Genomic DNA, 17485 nt, shown 5'->3' with positions numbered 1-17485 from the left:
GCTGGCGTCCGCGTAGTCGACTCACTGCCAGGATGCGCTCCTGTACGACGCGCTCCTGCCGAAGGCACCGGCCACGATCCACACTCCGAAGGTAGCCTCCGGAGCCCCGTTCCGGCGATGGCGTCACAAGCTGTTAACCGAACTTCCGGCGTGTCGCCCGCGTCGGGCGTTGCGCGCCCCCCGTTGCTCCGGGGTGGTTCCGTTGCTGGTGGACACCGCCGTCACGCGTGACGGCGGTGTCCACCAGCGGCCTGCCGGCCTGGTGTGGCTCAGGCGGCGACTGCCTTGGGAAGCCTGGTGTCGAAGGCCGGTTCGAGCGCGAGCTCCAGCACCTCGCGGACATCCGCGACCAGATGCACTGTCAGCGCCTCCCGCACCGCGGCCGGGACGTCGTCCAGGTCGGGCCCGTTCCGCGTGGGCAGCAGCACGGTGGTGAGGCCGGCCCGGTGGGCGGCGAGCAGCTTCTGCTTGACCCCACCAATGGGCAGCACCCGGCCGGTCAGCGAGACCTCCCCGGTCATCGCCACATCGGCCCGCACGGGACGTCCGGACAGCAACGACGCCAGTGCGGTGGTCATCGTGACCCCGGCGCTGGGCCCGTCCTTGGGCACCGCGCCGGCCGGGACGTGGATGTGGATGCCGCGGTCGCGCAGATCCCCGACCGGCAGCTCCAGCTCCACCCCGCGTGAGCGCAGGTAGGACAGTGCGATCTGCGCCGACTCCTTCATGACGTCGCCGAGCTGCCCGGTGAGGGTCACTCCACTGGCTCCGGTCTCCGGGTCGGCGAGCGAGGCCTCGACGAAGAGGACGTCGCCGCCGGCGCCGGTGACGGCGAGCCCGGTCGCCACGCCCGGCAGCGCGGTTCGCTCGGCGGACTCCGGAGTGTGCCGCGGCCGGCCCAGGTAGCCGGTCAGGTCCCCGGCGCCGATCGTGACCGGCAGCGCCGTCTCCCCGAGCGCCACCTTCGCGACGACCTTGCGCAGCACCCGCGCGGTGGCCCGCTCCAGGTCGCGGACGCCGGCCTCGCGGGTGTACTCGCCGGCGAGCTGACGCAGCGCCTCGTCCTCGACGACGACGTCGTCCGCGGTCAGCCCGGCGCGCTCGACCTGCCGGGGCAGCAGGTGGTCGCGGGCGATGGTGACCTTCTCCTCCTCGGTGTAGCCGTCGAGCAGGATCAGCTCCATCCGGTCCAGCAGCGGCGCGGGGATGGCCTCCAGCACGTTCGCCGTCGCCAGGAACAGGACGTCCGACAGGTCGAGCTCCACCTCCAGGTAGTGGTCGCGGAACGTGTGGTTCTGTGCCGGGTCGAGCACCTCGAGCAGGGCGGCAGTCGGGTCGCCGCGGTAGTCCGAGCCGACCTTGTCGACCTCGTCCAGCAGGATCACCGGGTTCATCGACCCGGCCTCGCGGATCGCGCGCACGATCCGCCCCGGCTGGGCACCGACATAGGTGCGCCGGTGGCCGCGGATCTCCGCCTCGTCGCGGACGCCACCGAGCGCCACCCGGGCGAACTTCCGGCCCATCGCCCGTGCGACCGACTCGCCGAGCGACGTCTTGCCCACCCCGGGCGGGCCGGCGAGCGCGAGGACCGCGCCACTGCGGCGGCCGCCGACGACCCCGAGCCCGGCGTCCGCGCGGCGACGGCGCACGGCCAGGTACTCCACGATCCGGTCCTTGACGTCGTCGAGGCCGGCGTGGTCGGCGTCCAGGACGGCCCGGGCGGCGGTGATGTCGTACGTGTCCTCGGCGTGGGAGTTCCACGGCAGCTCGAGGACGGTGTCCAGCCAGGTGCGGATCCAGCCCCCCTCGGGGGAGGAGTCGGTCGTCCGCTCGAGCTTGTCGACCTCCTTCAGCGCGGCGACGCGGACCTTCTCCGGCAGGTCGGCGGCCTCGATCCGGGCCCGGTAGTCCTCCTTGCCGGCGTCCTCGGCGGAGCCGTCCAGCTCCGCCAACTCCTTGCGGACGGCGTCGAGCTGGCGCCGCAGCAGGAACTCGCGCTGCTGGCGATCCACCCCCTCCTGGACGTCGCGGCGGATGGTCTCGGCGACCTCGACCTCGGCGGCGTGCTCCTTCGTCCAGGGGATCAGCTTCTCCAGCCGGGCCGTGACGTCCAGGGTGCGCAGCAGCTCCAGCTTCTGCCCCGTCGACAGATAGGACGAGTAGCCGGCGGTGTCGGCCAGGGTGCTGGGGTTCTCCAGCGCCGCGACCGTGTCGGCGACCTGGTCGACGCCCCGGGTGCGCAGCAGGCCGGTCACCAGGCTGCGGTACTCCAGCGCGAGCGCGACCAGGCGCGCGACGGCGCCGTCCGGGTTGTCGGGGTCGGTGGCGGTGTCGCCGTCGCGGTGCGGGGCGCTGAGCGTGCCCGAGAAGCCGGGCGGGACGATCGCCTCCACGACCGTCGCCTCCACCCACACGACGTCGTCGCCGGACGCGGCGGTGTCTGCCGGCCCGGGGACGATGTCTGCCCGGCCAGTGTCTGCCGGGCCGGTATCCCCCGGGCCGGGGTCCGCCGGCGGGGGCGCCTGCAGGCGGGCGCGGGCGGCGGCGCGCACGACGGCGGCGCTGGTGCCGTTCGGCAGCCGCCCGATCTGTTCGACGACCGCCACGACCCCGATGTCGGCGAGCTCGCCCTCGACGCGGGGGACCAGCAGGATTTCGGCCTTGCGCTGGTAGGAGCGACTGGAGATGCCCGGCGCGCGGGCCTCGGGTATGGAATCGGGTCGGCCGCCCCGGGCCGCGTCCACGGCGGCGCGGGTCCGGTCGTCCGACAGATCGAGCGGAACCACCATGCCGGGCAGCAGCACCGTGTCGTCCAGTGGCAGCAGCGGCAGGAGCCTGGTCTGTGACATGCGACCTTCATCCCTCGTGTCGAGCGGGTCAGGCCCAGTCATGTTGAGCCTGACCTACTCAAGCGATCGCAGTGGACCGGTGTTCCCGAACCTGATCGCTCTGGGTGAACGCCGTTCGTCGCTGGTGCCCGTGGGAGGGTGGTCTGTGGCGGGAAGTCTCCGGGGCGCCGGCTGGTTGCACGGAGATAGTTGAATCGACAACCGTCGAGACCGGGTCGCCCGGGGGCTCCGCCGCCCCACGGGTCCGGGCCGGGCGGTCGCCGCCGTGAAGGTCAGCACGCTTCCTGGGAGGTCACCATGCCAGCCGTCACCRCCGACACCCTCACCCTGCCGAGGCTGTCCGCGCCCGGGCTCGGCGACGTCGAGCGCCCGGTGAAGAAGGTCGTGACCGCCCCGTCCGGCTTCGAGGGGGAGGGCTTTCCCGTCCGCCGGATGTTCGCCGGCGTGAGCCTCGCCGACCGCGACCCGTTCGTCCACGCCGACCAGATGGGCGAGGTCAACTACGGGGCCGGCGAGCCCAAGGGCACCCCCTGGCACCCGCACCGCGGGTTCGAGACCGTGACCTACATGATCGACGGCACGATGCGGCACCAGGACTCGCATGGCGGCGGCGGCGTGATCGCCGACGGCGCGACCCAGTGGATGACGGCCGGCGCGGGCATCCTGCACATCGAGACGCCGCCCGAGGAGCTTGTCATCAGCGGTGGTCTCTTCCACGGGGTCCAGCTCTGGGTGAACCTGCCCGCCCGGGACAAGTTCAGCCCGCCGCGCTACCAGAGCATCGAGGGCGAGCAGGTCTCGCTGGTCGCCTCGCCGGACGGCGGGAGCCTCGTCCGGATCATCGCGGGGGACGTCGGCGGCTTCCGCGGGCCCGGCTCGACCCATACGCCGATCGCGGTCGTGCACGCCACCGTCAGCCCGGGGGCACGGGTCAGCGTGCCGTGGAGGCCGGAGTACAACGGCCTGGTCTACGTCCTGGCCGGGGCCGGAACCATCGGTGCGAAGGACACCCCCGTCCATCTCGGTCAGACAGCCGTGCTCGGCGCCGGAGACCGGATCAGCCTCGCGGCGGCTCCCCGCCAGGACGCGGACGCCCCGAACCTGGAGGTACTGCTGCTCGGCGGCCAGCCCATCCGCGAGCACGTGGAGATGTACGGGCCGTTCGTGATGAACACCCGTCAGGAGCTCCAGCAGGCCGTCGAGGACTTCCAGGCCGGCCGCCTCGGCGTGATCCCGGAGAACGCCCTGATGCCGCATCGGGCGTGACGCGGGCACGCTCTGACCGTGCCCAGGCCGGGCCTGTGCTGTGACGGTCTGCGCAGCGCACCCGATCCTTCACGCAAGGCCGCTGACGTGGTGGTATCAACCTTTAGTCAGAACGCGTGGTGCCGCGCCGGTTCCGGCGGCCCGCGGCACCACCCGACAGTTGGTCGCGCCCGGCTCAGCGGTGCCCGGCGCAGAAGGAGCAGATCATGGTTCGGCCTGGTGGCGGCGCTGGTCCGGACCGCCAGCGTCCGCGGCGGTTGGACTGGCCGGCGAAGAGCCTGCTCGGCCGGCTGCCGGAGCCGATCCGCACGGAGTTCGTCGCGCTCGGCGCCTACCGGGAGTTCACCAGCGACGAGGTGCTGCTGCGGGAGGGCGAGGAGACGAACTTCGTCGTGCTGCTGCTCAGCGGCTGGGTCAAGGTGACCGCGTCGACCGAGAACGGCGGCTTCGCGCTGCTGGCGATCCGGCACGGCGGTGACCTCGTCGGCGAGCAGGCCGGGCTGGACGGGGAGCCGCGCTCGGCGACAGTGACGGCGGCCGGTGCCGTCCTCGCGAAGGTCATCGCGCTGGAGACCTTTCTGGATTTCCTGCGGCGCGCCCCCGAGGCGAACACCCCTGTGCTCCAGTCCGTCAGTGCCAAGCTGCGCAACTCGACCCGGCGCCGGGTCGAGTTCGGTGGGTGCACGGTGGCGATGCGACTGGCTCGCGTGGTCTGCGAGCTGGAGCACGCCTACGGCGCCGACGCGACGGACGGGACGGGCCGCCGCGTGCAGATCTCCCTCACCCAGCCGGAACTCGCCGGCCTCGTCGGCGCCGCCGAGCCGACTGTGCACAAGGTTCTGCGCGAGCTGCGCCAGCAGGGCGTCGTGGACACCCGCTACCGGGCGATCGTGATCCGCGATGTCGACGCGCTCTACACGGCCGCCGGCATACCCCGCCGCCGCTGACCTGCGGCTCGCAGGTGTTGACCTACCTCCCGAGCCGGCACCCCGCCGGCACCCTTCCCTGTCGTCACCTGCCCCTGTCGTCACCTGCCCCTGCCGGCGCCGCGACCGGCACCGCTGGGGAACTGGTGCCGGTGCCACATCGTTGTCCGGTCGGCTCCGCTCGGTGAAAACCATCGCAGGAGGACGTCTTCGTCCTCCCGCGGGTGAACAGTGGCTCTCAGCGAAACGTCCTTCTCGGAGGCTGAGCGTGAACGAAGCGGCTCCCGGCATCCGGCGGCTCTGCATCGCCATCGCCACGGATGCCCCTGCCCTCTTCCCCGGCCACCGGCCGGATGGTCCGGAAGCCTGGGGAGGGCTCGCCGCGTTCCCGGGCGCCCCGTCGCCGCGGGCCTCACTGGGCGCGGTCCTCGACGAGGCGTGCGGCGCCGCGGGTGTGCAGCGTGTGCACTGGGTCCCCTGGCCGGAAGGCGGCGAGCTGGGGGTCTTTCCGCCTGGGATCGACGAGGGTCGGGTGGTCGCCGCGTTCACCCGAGAGCTGTGCCGTGCGGTTGCCCAGGTCAACGACGCCCAGGTCAACGACGTTCGGGCTGGCGGCGACCGGGTTGGCGGCGACCGGGTTGGCTGTGGCGCGGTGCGGCTGCGGCTTCGGGTCGCGCTGCACCAGGGGATCACCCGCTGTGACGAGGGGGGCTACAGCGGGCGAGCGGTGGTGAAGGCCTGCCAGCTGCTCGACGCCGAGGTGCTCCGCCGGGAACTGGCGGCCAGCCCGGGAGACGATCTGGCGTTCATCGTGTCCGCAGAACTGTTCGACGACGTCGTCGGCGAGGACCACGCCGATCTGCGCCGCAGCGAGTTCCGGCAGGTCACCGTGCCCGGGCCTCTGGCAGGCCCCGACCTGCTGGCCTGGGTCTCCACACGCCGGTCGCCCGCGCCGGTCGGAGGCACCGCCGCGCCCTGGTGACCTGGCGGCGGACGGGAGGCCCGGTGACCAGACGAACCGGTGCCCGGGCGAGCGGAGAGGGCCCTGTGCTCGCGGGCCGGCCGTGGGCAGCCCACCCGCCGGCCCCGCCTGCCGCGGAGAGCCGGTCGGCAGGCATGCTGGGGGCGTGCTGCGTCATGTCCGCGCGATCCGCTACGCCACGCCCCTGCGGGAGGGTGGCAGTCTGCCCGGTCTGATGGAGGGTGACGATCTCGGGACCTGGGTGGTCAAGTTCACCGGCGCGGGCCAGGGCCCGAAGTCGCTGGTCGCCGAGGTGGTCGTCGGTGAGCTCGCGCGCGGCCTGGGGTTCGCGGTGCCCGAGCTGGTCGTGGTGGACGTCGATCCCGACCTCGGCCGCACCGAGCCCGACCAGGAGGTCCAGGAGTTGCTGCGGGCCAGCCCGGGCAGCAACCTCGGCATGGACTACCTGCCGGGTTCGATCACCTACGACCCGCTGGCCTTCGACGTCGAGCGGGAGCTCGCCGCCCGGGTGGTGTGGCTCGACGCCCTCACCCTGAACGTCGACCGTTCCTGGCGGAACCCGAACCTGCTGGTGTGGGGCGGCCGGCTGTGGCTGATCGATCACGGCGCGGCGCTGTACCCGCACCATGACTGGGCGGGTGCCGGGGCGGCCGTCGACCGACCGCTGCCCCGCTTCGCCGAGCATGTGCTGCTGCCGGGGCTCGGTGCCGGCGCCGCCGAGCTGCTCGCCGCGGCCGACGCGGAGCTGGCGCCCGCGGTCACGGCCGCGTTGCTGTCCCGGGTGCTCGAGCTGGTGCCGGGGGAGTGGGCCGACGTGCCGGGCTCGGCCTACATCGACTGGCTGCTGGCCCGGGTGGGCGGGGCCCGGCCCTGGCTGGAGCCGATGCTCGTCCCGGCGACACAGGTGCCCTCGGCGGGGGAGCGGGTCGCTGATCGGCCCTCGGCGCGTCCCGGCTGGCTCACGGGAGGGCGCGGTGCCTGACCTGTTCGAGTACGCGATGGTCCGGGTGGTGCCGCGGGTCGAGCGCGGCGAATGCGTCAACGTCGGGGTGCTGTTGTGGTGCCAGCGGGCTGCCTTCCTCGGCTCGCGGTGCGTCCTCGACCGGGAGCGGCTGGTCAGCCTCGATCCGTTCCTCGACCTGGCCGCGGTAGCGGCGCATCTCGCCGCGCTGCGCCGGGTCTGCGCGGGCGGCCCGGAGGCCGGACCCGCCGGCCAGCTCTCCGGGGGGGAGCGGTTCCGCTGGCTGACCGCACCGCGCAGCACCGTCGTCCAGGCGTCAGCCGTACACAGCGGCCTCACCGAGGATCCGGCGGCCGAACTGGACCGGCTGGTGGCCCTGCTCGTCGACCGCCCCGGCCCGCTCACGGGCTGACGGCCCCGGGCCGGCGGCCGGAATCCGATCGGCCGGAGTCTGATCGGGCCGGAGTCCGATCGACCCCGGACAGGTGGCGGCGTCGCTCGCGGGTCCCCCACGTACCCGCGAGCGACGCGCCGGTCATGCGCCTCCCGCTACGGAATGCTCCACAGCTGGGTGTAGAGCTGGGCGGACGCGTTGTTGACGAACAGACAGTGCTGATCGGTGGGCCGGTAGAGATTCGAACCGACGTTGGGCGGTTCGCAGGTGTTGTAGTAGTTCTCGTAGTACAGACCCGCGTTCGCCCTGGCCTCCATCCAGTCACGCATGAAGCGGATGAAGTTCGGGTTGTCGCCGGCGCCGTTCTCGTTGCGCCCGCTCACGACGCCCCACTCCCCGATTCCGAAGAGCTTGTTGTTCGCCCGGGCGAAGTTGTAGAGCCAGGTAATTCCGCCGACAGCGTTCGCCTGGTTGTTGAACTCCGCCAGGGTCCGGGAGGGCGGGTAGTGGTCGTAGGCGTCGATGCCGATGATGTCCACCCAGTCGTTACCCGGGTAGAGATCGAGCGGATTGCGGCTGGGYGGGTTCTGCGAGTAGTGCGCGTTGATGGTCCAGTCCAGCAGCGGGTCGGGCTCCGCGGTGGAGTTGATGGCATCGGCGATGTGCCGCCAGCAGCCCACGTAGGCGGCGGGGTTGCTGCCCGACCACTGGTACCAGTTGCCGTTCGCCTCCCAGGCGATCCGGATGATGGAGTTCTGCCTCCCGGTGCTGTTCAGGGTGTGGCCGAAGGTGCGCCACTGTGAGTCGTAGGCACCCGCGGCGCAGGCGGTGAGTGTGTGCCCCGAGTTCTCGGGGAAGGGAGGTACCGAGATGACGAGACGGCCCGGCCAACCCSCGAAGTTGGCCTGGGTCCAGGACGGCTGCACGATGTTCTGCCAGTTGTTGCGGCTGACGAAGACATGCGCCAGGTCGCAGGGTCTGCCACGGAGGGAGCAGAACGCATCCACATTGGGTGCGTTCTGAACGGGGTCGCCGTTCGCCCCGGAGAGCCAGCGCTGACCCGGTGGCGGACCCGAGTCGACATAGACCTGCGCCCGGTCGAAAGTGACCTGAATGCCGCCGGACGCCGGGTCATGCCAACCGACGTTCACCAGCACCGCGGTGTGGACACCGGAGTTGAGGAGGCCGGACTGGTAGATGCGGGCCACGCTCGCGGACGAGGCGAAGGTGTTCACCGCGGTCGGAGTCTGGCCGTCCACGCTGATGGTCGTGATACCGCCGTCGGGCCCGAGAAGGCCGTAGATGTCCAGCTGCACCCCGGTGAACCGCAGCACGGCGCCGCTGGATGCCTGTGTCGAACGGCGGTAGCTCCCGTTGGGCGTGGCCGGTGGCCCACCTGTGACGGCCGACCAGTCACCGAAATAGCTGACCTGGTTGACCCCGGAGCCGACCGCGGTGTCCTCGATGAGAACGCCGGGAGCGGGAACGGCCTCGGCGCCCGCGCCGGTGATCGCCGCCCCGGTGAACAGGACTGGCGCGAGGACGGCGAGCCGCAGCAGGGCCGTCCGTCGCGGTGATCTGCGCGGCGGACGGCGTCGGTGCCTGGGCGGAGCGCCACGCCCGATCCGCCTGCCCGTGGCGTCGCTGCCGCCGGTTTCTCCGCTCGCCGAATCGTGACTCCCCCCGTCGTGCTGAGCTGTGCCGCGTGCTCGACCGGCCCGGATCCGCCAGGTGGTGGATCTCCGGCGCTGTCGATGTTTCGCATGCCTCGGGTTGTGCTCGCCGCAGTCGATGACCTCCTGTGGCGAAATCCCCCGATCCGAAGTGGTTGCGTGTGGCACCCCCGCGCCTCATCCCTTCGTCAGGACCCGTGGTCGGTGCACTCGTCGACCAGAGCCGCTTCTAGCAGATGACGCGGCGATGCTATACGGAGAGTAAGCGGAAACTACTCTCCGTTACTCTTGAGTCGGAGATTCGACCGGCCGTGGCCGGACTTGCGCTGGCCGTTTCCGTGGCGCCCTGGGAGCAGGTCCCGCCGGGCATCCGGTCTCAGGGGGACGGTCGGTCAGGCCCTGCCCGGCGTGACCGCGCGGTCAGGCGCGGCCACGCCGATCAGGGGCTGACCGGACGCGGCGTGGCCACCTGGCCACGCCGGTCGGACGCCGCTGTGCGGCGGGGTGCGGTCAGGAGCTGGCCCGGCGGCGGGTTGCCACGGTGAGGACGGCCTCGGCGGCGAGCAACAGGACGGCCAGCCAGGACAGCGTGGCCACCCGGTCGAACGAGGAGACCCAGGAACCGTCGGCCGGCAGGTCGTGCCGTGCCTGTGCCTGCAGCACATAGAGAGCACTCACCGCCAGGCAGACGGCCGGGGCGGCCCGCAGCACCAGCCGGGCCCGTGGCACCCGGGCAGCCGCGCCCGTCAGCAGTGCGACGACCAGCCCGGCCACCGGGCTGACCAGCACGACACTGACCGCGCCGGTTGCCAGCGCCAGCAGTATCGCCGACCGCACCGAGGTCGTCACGGTGCCGCCCCGCCACGGCTCGGCGGTCGGGAGCTCGGCCCTGGGGGGCGGCGCTGACGAGACCCGAACCGGCGCTGCGGTGAGGCCGGGCGCCGAGCCCGCGGCGCCGCCCAGGCCCGCGACGCCTCCCGCCGGGGCGAGGTCGAGGTCACGCCAGGTGCGCCCGCGTCGCCGCCGGTAGGTGCCGGCGAACAGCACGACCGCGGTCAGGAGGCCGGCCGCCACGGACGCCCTCAGGACACGCTCGACGGTCCGCTGCGGGACCCAGTCGATGTCGATCGTGAAGCTGCCGCTGGTCGGGCTGACCCGCCAGCCGTTGGCGTAGGCGTCGATCAGGCGGGACTCGCCGAGGTCGCGGCCGTCGACGTCCGCCTTCCATCCGGCGGATCGGCTCTGACCCAGAACCAGCCAGAACGGAGTGCCCGGCGTGGCGCCGGTGACGTCGACCCGGAACGACGTGTCGCTGGTCGCCTCCACCTTCAGCGTGGGTAGGCCGGTGCCCGCGCCCGCGCTGGTGCCGCCGGTCGTGCCGGAGGCTTCACCCGTGATCGCGTTGACGCCGGTGGCGTCGAGCCAGGCGCCGCCGCCAGCCTCGGAGGCGAGCAGCAGGCGGTCGATGTCGAGGCCGGTCAGGGCACCGTTCGCAGTGCGGACGACATGATCACCCGCGCTGAGCGTGACCGGTGTGCCACAGGTGCGCACCTCCAGGCCATGACGATCGGTGGCGTTCCGGATGCTACCGGTGATCTGCAGGCCGACCGGTGCACCGTCGAGGGTCATCAGGTCGGTGCGGCACGGCGCCGGAATGTCCTGCGGGCCGGCCGCGGCCAGCCCGGGGGGCCCGGCCTGCGCGGTTGCCGCAGGCTGCGCGGTGATCGTGCCGTTCGCGGCGCTGGCGGTCGCTCCGGGCGTGCCGGCGGCGCCGGGCGCGGTGGTGGCCGCCTCCCTGCGCCCCGTCCCGCCGGCCGAGCCGTCCAGGCCGGGAACGGCGATCTCCGCGATGCCGACCGGCAGGTTGGTGATCAGGCCGCTGATCGTGTCCTTGCTGGTGACGGTGCGGACCTCCTCGACGACCAGCCGGATCGTGTTCCCGGTGACCGCGGGGAAGGACAGGGCGACGGTCCGGGTGGCGTCTCGGGTGCCGGAGCTCACCGGCGTGTCGGTGACCGGCGGGACGTCGACCGCGCCGACGCGCCGCCCGTCCACCACGATCCCGATCCTGGTCGGCACCGAGTGCCGTCCGTCGGCGACCAGGGCGAGGTTCATCGAGGAGAAGGTGACCGGCGTCGGGGTGCTGACCTGCACCCAGGTGTCGGCCTGCTCGCCGAAGCCCGGGCTCCAGGCCGTGCTTGGGTCGCCGTCGAACGCGCTCGACCCGCGGGCGTCCAGGTCACCGGGCAGGCGTCCGGACGAGGTGACCACCGGCGCGGCCCCGGCCCGGCCGAGCGTCGCGTCGATCATCTGGTCGCCGGCGTAGGCGGAGACCCGTGCCGTCCCGGTGAGGGCGAAGGCGCGGGGGGTGGGAATGGTGAAGGTACGCCGGAGCGTGCTTTCCGGGTCGCTGCGGAACGGTTCCGCCGGGTTGGCGCGGTCCCGTGACATCTGCAGGCTCAGCCGGTGCTCCAGCGAGTCGGCGCCGGCGGCGTCGAGGGTGTCGGTGGGCAGCCGCAGCACCTCCTCGGCAGTCATCGGCTTGCCGTCCACGCCCGGGATCTCCACCTCGGCGAGGCCGACGCCGGACAGGCCGTCGTATTCCCGCTGCTCGCCGAAGTTCGTGCCGTCGATGTGTACCCGCAGGGTGGTGAACGTCCGCCGGGGGAAGGTGATCGTCTGCCCGATCTCGGTGCGGGACGAGTCGCGCAGATCGACGGTGACGGGGGCGCCGCCGTCGAAGGTGAGCGTGAGGCGGGTGATCCACCGGTTGCGCGGGCCGTTGATCGGCTGGACGACGCGGATGTGGTCGGTGGTCGTCGACTTCGCGAGCTCGACCTGCCAGTCGTCGCCGGTCGGGTCCTTGAACGCGCCGACCCGCCAGGCGGACTGGAGGTCGCCGTCGATCGCCCCGACGGGCCGGTCGGAGACCCCGTAGGAGAAGGTGTTGCCGTAGTCGGAGGCCCGCACGTTCTCGACCTGCGCCTCGGTACCGGGCGCGTGTGTCTGCATGATCGTTTCGGACGCGTGGCCGGCCTCGGGGAAGACCTCCAGCCGGTTGTCGTTCACGTCGTCGGCCAGCGGGGTCACCCCGGGCTGTTCCACATAGCCGAAGTTCTCCCGGAGGCCGGTCCAGCGCTCGGCTCGCAGCCGGTTGGTGTCGCTGACGAGCAGTTCGGCCCCGTCGTTGAGGGCCTGGCGCAGCCGGTCGGGCTGGCCGGCGAGGCTGCCCGCATAGAGGATCGTGCGCCCGCCGTCGAGGACGGGGGCGAGCTGGCCGGTGGCCGCCGCGTCGACGAGCGCCTCTCCGTTGCCGCTGACGAGCAGCGGGGCCCGGGTGCTCTGGGCGCGCACGATCGAGTGCGGGTCGGCGACGGTGAAGTCGGCGAGTGCCGGCGGGTCGACGACCTCCGAATCCGTGCCCAGGGTGATCTCGTCCGTGTACGGGATGCCCGGGTCCTCCAGGACAGGGGGACCGAAGGTACGCGGCTCGCTCAGCCCGGCCGGGCGCTGGCCCGCGATCAGATCCCAGGTCGCCCGGGGGCGCGGGGTCCGGAACCGCTCGTAGGCGAGATTGCTGCGCAACACGACGTCGCCGGCGCTCATCAACCGGGCGATGCCCGGGATCGAGGCCGGGTCGAGCACGCCCTCCTGCAGCCGGCGGTCCAGCGCACGCAGCAGGTCCACCGAGCTGGCGTCGCCGTAGGGGATGAGCTCGCGGACCACCTCCGCCCGGTCCATCAGCCCGTGGGTGACCGGGTCGAGGACGGTTCCCCACCGGTAGTGGAAGAAGTCGGAGCCGGGCAGCTCCAGCACCCGGGTCTGCTCGCCGGTCGCGTCGGGGGGGACGGCGTCCAGCGCGCTGGCGAGCTCCTGCTCGTAGCTGGGGAGGTCCTCCGGGCGGTCCAGCAGAGGTTCGATGAAGTGGCCCCGGTACAGGGGTGACATGTTCAGCACCAGCAGCAGCGCGACGCCCCCGAAGGCCAGCGTTCCCGCCGCCGACGGCCGCAGCCACGACGCACTCGACGTACGCGGCGCGCCCGAGGCCGCCGGCACCGGCGCAGGGAGGGCGCGGCGGGCCGCCAGCCGCTGGTCGAGAACGGCCAGCCCGCCCGCGAGCAGCACCGACAGCCCGAGGGCGACCATGGGAACCGCGCGGGGCATCGACCGCAGCGCGAGGCCCGCCGTCGACCCCTCGGCGATGGCGCGGAACAGCCGACCGAACGGTGACGGGTTGTCGTACGGATACACACCGACCGAGATCGTCGTGCCCAGCGTAATCAGGGCGACGAAGTAGGCACGGTGCCCCCAGCGCACRCAGCCCGCGGCAGCCAGCGCGAGGATCGGCACCGCGAAGCTGATCGCCATCACGACGAGGTTGCCGGTGTAGTCGGTCRCCRGCTCGATCCAGGGGCCGAGGGCGTCCTGACYGTAGAAGAACCAGTTACCCAGGCCGCGCAGTACCTCGGAGGCCTGCGAGCTGCTCGCGACGGTCTTCACCGTCTCGCTGTATGAGAGTACGTTCAGCCCATAGCCGGCCTGCGTGTAGAGCCCCACGATCCACCAGGCGGACGTCACGAGGATCAGCACCGCCGTCCGCGCGCTCAGCGTCAGGGCGGTGCCGAGCCGCACCTCGCGGGTGCCCCACACCGCGAACGRCACCCACAGCATCGGCGCCACCAGAATGAAGATCAGGCTGGACGCGTTGATGCTGCCGACCAGCGTCACCATCAGGGCGAACGCCGCCGGCCATCGCCAGCCGGAGCGCCATCGCACCAGCCGGGGAGTGCCCGGGTCGCGGGCCAGCTCGTCCACGCCGGCCTCGCGCAGGCCCCGCACGGTGATGCCGATGAACCAGCCCAGGCCGGCGTAGGGTAGCAGGATTGCCGAGATCCGCGCCTCGTACTCCAGCGTGTACGGGGTGAGCATGTAACCCAGCGCGGCGATGAACGCGTACCGGTCGGGCCAGCGGAACGTGCGCAGCAGGAACAGGACGCCGGTGCCGGCCCCGAACAGGATCGAGCCCGTCCACAGCCGCTGCGCCACCCAGTCGGGCAGGCCGGCGATCTCGGCGAGCCAGTAGAAGAGGCCCTGCGGGAACAGGTAGCCGATGTTCTGGTGGGTGACTGTGCCCATCCCGACGTCGGGATCCCACATCGACGAGACCCGGGCCATCATCCGGCCCGGGTCGAGGTAGAGGTAGGCCTTCGTGTCGGCGCCGACCCGGCCCGGCGAGGTCGCCAGCAGCGGGATGTAGGCCAGCGCGGCCAGCACGAGCACCGGCCAGGACGGCAGCAGGCGGCGCAGGCGGCTCGTCGTGCCCGGGCGGCCGTCCGGGATCGCGGCGCCGGGGCCCGGCGTGGCGTCCTGGCCGGGCCCGCTCGGGTGGGCCGGGCCGGACGCCGGCACGGTCAAGGTCACCGGGGCGCACCCGGCTGCGCGCTTGGAGCCGGGCGGCGTACGAGACGCCGGCGGGCGGCCTCGTTGACCAGCGAGAGGTACGTCATGCGAGCGGTCTGCTCCCAGGTGAACGTCGCCGCGTGGGCCATCGCACCGGTGGACAGCCGCAACCGCAGCTCACTGTCGGAGAGCACGCCCGCGAGGGTCTTCCCGAGGTCGTGCGGGTTCTCGACGAGCAGGCCGGACGCACCGTCCACCACGGCGTCGGTATGCCCGGCGATCTTCGTCGCGACGGCGGGAGTTCCGCAAGCGGCCGCCTCGGTGATCGTCATGCCCCACCCTTCTCTGGCCGAGGCCGAGGTGAGCACCCAGGCGCGTCGGTACAGACCGAGAAGTGTGTCATCGTCCACCCGGCCGACGAGACGCAGCCAGGCCGAAGCCCCCGCGGCCGCGATGCGGGCCTCGAGCGCCGGCCGCTTGTAGCCCTCGCCGACGATCACCGCCTCCATCGACGGGTGCTCGTCGTGCGCGCGGATCAGTGCTTCGATCAGGACGTCGAACCGCTTCACCGGAACCAGCCGGCCCACGGCGAGTACCAGCGGGTGCGGCGACCGCTCACCGGCGGGGCTGAACGTCGGGTCGATCCCCGGCGGGATCACCGAGATGTTGCGGGCCGGCAGGCCCAGCAGCTCGATGATCTCGTCGCGGGACGACTGCGAGAGGGTGAGGATCCTGGTCCGGCGGTACATCGGCGGCGCCATCCGGAACTCGATGGTCTCGCCGATGGGCGCGAGGCGGCGGGAGAGCACCATCCGCCACATCTCGGCGTGCACGTGGTGCAGGAACACCACCCGCGGGCAGCGGGCCCAGACGGGGGAGAAGAACGGCATGCCGTTCCAGATCTCGACCAGCCCGTCCCACGGCCCGGAGCGCCCGAGCGCGCCGGAGACGGCGGTCCGTGGGAACACCGAGTATCGGCCGGCCTTGCGTACGACCTGGTAGCCGTGCCGGCTCGCCGACTCGGGGTGGCCGGGGGCCAGCGCCGTGCGCATGCTGACGTCGACTCCGGCGGCGGCCCACTGCTCGGCAACCTTGTCGGCGTGCAGCTCCGAGCCGCCGGACTCGGGGTCGTCGAGGTCACGCCACGCGAGCATGTGGATGCGGCGCAGCCCCGAGGCTTCGACCAGCTCGGCCAGGCTGGGTACCGGGCCCGCCAGCTCCGCCAGTTCCAGCCGCGACGCCGCGGCGGACCCGTTCTGGGCCGGCAGCGCGGCCACGCGCAGCGGAGTGCGCGGCGCGGCTGCGTCCCGCGTCCCGGGTGCGAGCGGCCAGGAGTGCAGCGAGGCGGCGTCGAGCTGCGGCGAGCGGTCCGGGAGCGTGCTCACGCGCGGGCCGTCCGGCGCGCGGCGGCCAGGACCATCAGACCGGTGACGACGGCCAGCACCGCCTGGCAGCCGAAGTTCGCCCGGGCGGTCAGGACAGGGGAGCCCTGTGCCCAGACCATCAGTGACACGGCTGCGCCGGTCGCGATGGCGAGGACGGCGAGGACGGCCCGTTCGCCGAGGGCGAGTAGATAGTGGGAGAACAACACAGTCGCTCCGAGACAGGTCATCGCTCCGGCCAGGGGAAACATGGCACCGGAGGCATTGGTGAATCGTGGCCCGAAGGCCAGCGACAGCAGTGTGTCGGGTGCGATCGCGGCGACGGAGAGGAGCCCGGCTGCCGGCACGGCGAGTATCGCCAGGGTTGCACCGAGCTGATGCAGGGCGTGCTGCCCGAGATGGTTGCGGTCGGCCGCCTCCGGCAGGAGGAAACCGGCGAGCACCACTGCGGCCAGCACAATCACCTTCGCCGCGACCGACACGGCCGCGTAGGAGCCGGACTCGTCCGGAGCGAGCCGGCCTTGGAGCAGGACGTCGATGTTCTGCAGGACAGCCAGGAACCCCAGTGTCACCAGGGCTGCGCCGACCTCCACAGCCAGGCGCCGGGGCTCCGCGACGGACGCGGGCCCGGCGACCGGCAGGGGCAGCGTCGTCGCGGCTGTGTCGGCACCAGGTGACCGCAGCCGGATGGCGGACGCCGGCAGCGACTCCCGCGGGCCCGCCGTGCCCTGGGGTGGCGGGACCACCGGGACCGGAGGCGGCTGCCAGCCCACCGGCCCGCCGTGCCGCACAGCGGACGGGTGCCGGCGCAGGCACCAGCGGGTGTGCGCCAGTGCCGCGAGTACCCCGAACAGCACCGCCATCGCCGCGCCCGCCTCGTCCAGGCCGGCCAGGACCAGGGCGATCGTGGCGCCGCTCTTCACCACCGCGTCGACGAGCAGGTTCGCGGCGAGCGACGGGTAGAGCCGCCCGCACTGCATGAGCCCGCGGTCCACGCAGAGCAGGCACCAGGCGGCGCCGGCGATGATGATCTCCGCCACGCCGCCGGGACCCGGCAGCGACAGCTCGGTGGCGACGAAGTCGCGGGCCAGGATCGCCAGTACCGCGACGGTGAGGAGCACCACGACGCCGGCTCGGCGCACCCGGGTGATCCATTCGTCAATCAGGTCGACCTGCCCGGTGTGCTGCCAGTTCGTGATCCGCCGGACGACGCCGACGAGCAGGGCGTTCCCCGGCATCGACACGACGAAGAAGATGGCGACGAGCTGGGCGACGGCGCCGTAGGAGCGGGTGCTCAGGGCCCGCGCGATGACCAGGGTGACCCCCAGGTTCGCCGCGTTGGCGATCAGGCCGGCGAACGCGAGGGGGATGGCGCCCCGCATCGCGGCCCGGATCCGGTCGCTCTGGCCGCGCAGCCGCCGCGGGGCGAGGTTTGCCAGCCTCGGGGAGGCCGCGTGGCCCGGATGCTCCCGGCCAGTGCGCCCGGCTGGCGCCGCCGTCTCTGCCTCTACCGGACCCGACGCCTCAGCCGGGGCACGTGCCCCGGCCGGCGCACGTGCCCCGGCCGGCGGCCAGGTGCTCGGCGTACCGGTGGGCACCGAGACAGGCTCGGACGGCTTGGCCAGGCGGGCTGGCGTACCGGGCGCACCGGA

Annotated in this window: 10 protein-coding genes; 5 read left to right on the top strand and 5 right to left on the bottom strand. The window is 72.7% G+C overall.

From position 1 onward, the window contains the following. Nucleotides 1–269: 269 nt before the first annotated feature. The gene (gene lon / locus CC117_RS16940; RefSeq protein WP_071085275.1) at nucleotides 270–2849 is read right to left on the bottom strand and encodes an endopeptidase La; all 2580 of its coding nucleotides are present in this window, start codon (nucleotides 2847–2849) and stop codon (nucleotides 270–272) included. Nucleotides 2850–3146: 297 nt separating this feature from the next. Here lon and CC117_RS16935 point away from each other — a divergent pair, with 297 nt between their 5' ends. From CC117_RS16935 to CC117_RS16915, 5 genes are all read left to right on the top strand, one after another. Further along, on the top strand, nucleotides 3147–4115 hold the full coding sequence (locus tag CC117_RS16935) for a pirin family protein (RefSeq protein ID WP_071085273.1): 969 nt from the start codon (nucleotides 3147–3149) through the stop codon (nucleotides 4113–4115). Nucleotides 4116–4321: 206 nt separating this feature from the next. Then, nucleotides 4322–5062: a Crp/Fnr family transcriptional regulator gene (locus CC117_RS16930; protein ID WP_071085271.1), complete on the top strand. Its 741-nt coding sequence runs from the start codon at nucleotides 4322–4324 to the stop codon at nucleotides 5060–5062. Nucleotides 5063–5309: 247 nt separating this feature from the next. After that, on the top strand, nucleotides 5310–6023 hold the full coding sequence (locus CC117_RS16925; protein ID WP_084132262.1) for a hypothetical protein: 714 nt from the start codon (nucleotides 5310–5312) through the stop codon (nucleotides 6021–6023). Between the two features lie 145 nt (nucleotides 6024–6168). After that, nucleotides 6169–7005, top strand: coding sequence for a HipA family kinase (locus tag CC117_RS16920; protein ID WP_071085269.1), 837 nt, complete (start codon nucleotides 6169–6171; stop codon nucleotides 7003–7005). Next, nucleotides 6998–7396, top strand: coding sequence for a DUF3037 domain-containing protein (locus CC117_RS16915; protein WP_071085267.1), 399 nt, complete (start codon nucleotides 6998–7000; stop codon nucleotides 7394–7396). Before CC117_RS16920 ends, CC117_RS16915 begins: the two co-directional genes overlap by 8 nt. Before the next feature lie 137 nt (nucleotides 7397–7533). Here CC117_RS16915 and CC117_RS16910 read toward each other — a convergent pair whose 3' ends face one another. The 4 genes from CC117_RS16910 to CC117_RS16895 all read right to left on the bottom strand — a co-directional run bounded on the left by CC117_RS16910 (nucleotide 7534) and on the right by CC117_RS16895 (nucleotide 17431). Beyond that, nucleotides 7534–9219: a glycoside hydrolase family 26 protein gene (locus tag CC117_RS16910; protein ID WP_241830181.1), complete on the bottom strand. Its 1686-nt coding sequence runs from the start codon at nucleotides 9217–9219 to the stop codon at nucleotides 7534–7536. Between the two features lie 342 nt (nucleotides 9220–9561). After that, entirely contained in the window at nucleotides 9562–14472 is a 4911-nt protein-coding gene (locus CC117_RS16905; protein ID WP_071085265.1) for an alpha-(1->3)-arabinofuranosyltransferase domain-containing protein, read from the bottom strand. Beyond that, nucleotides 14469–15683 (bottom strand): glycosyltransferase family 4 protein, encoded by a 1215-nt coding sequence (locus CC117_RS16900; protein ID WP_241830185.1) that lies wholly within the window; start codon nucleotides 15681–15683, stop codon nucleotides 14469–14471. The genes CC117_RS16905 and CC117_RS16900 overlap by 4 nt, the downstream gene beginning before the upstream one ends. Nucleotides 15684–15832: 149 nt before the next feature. After that, nucleotides 15833–17431 (bottom strand): lipopolysaccharide biosynthesis protein, encoded by a 1599-nt coding sequence (locus CC117_RS16895; protein ID WP_407673548.1) that lies wholly within the window; start codon nucleotides 17429–17431, stop codon nucleotides 15833–15835. Between the last annotated feature and the right edge of the window lie 54 nt (nucleotides 17432–17485).

The sequence above is a fragment of the Parafrankia colletiae genome, from assembly GCF_001854655.1.
Classification (GTDB): Bacteria; Actinomycetota; Actinomycetes; order Frankiales; family Frankiaceae; genus Parafrankia; species Parafrankia colletiae.
The sequence above is the reverse complement of the archived record's forward strand: the minus strand, read 5'-3'. Positions and strand labels throughout refer to the sequence as shown.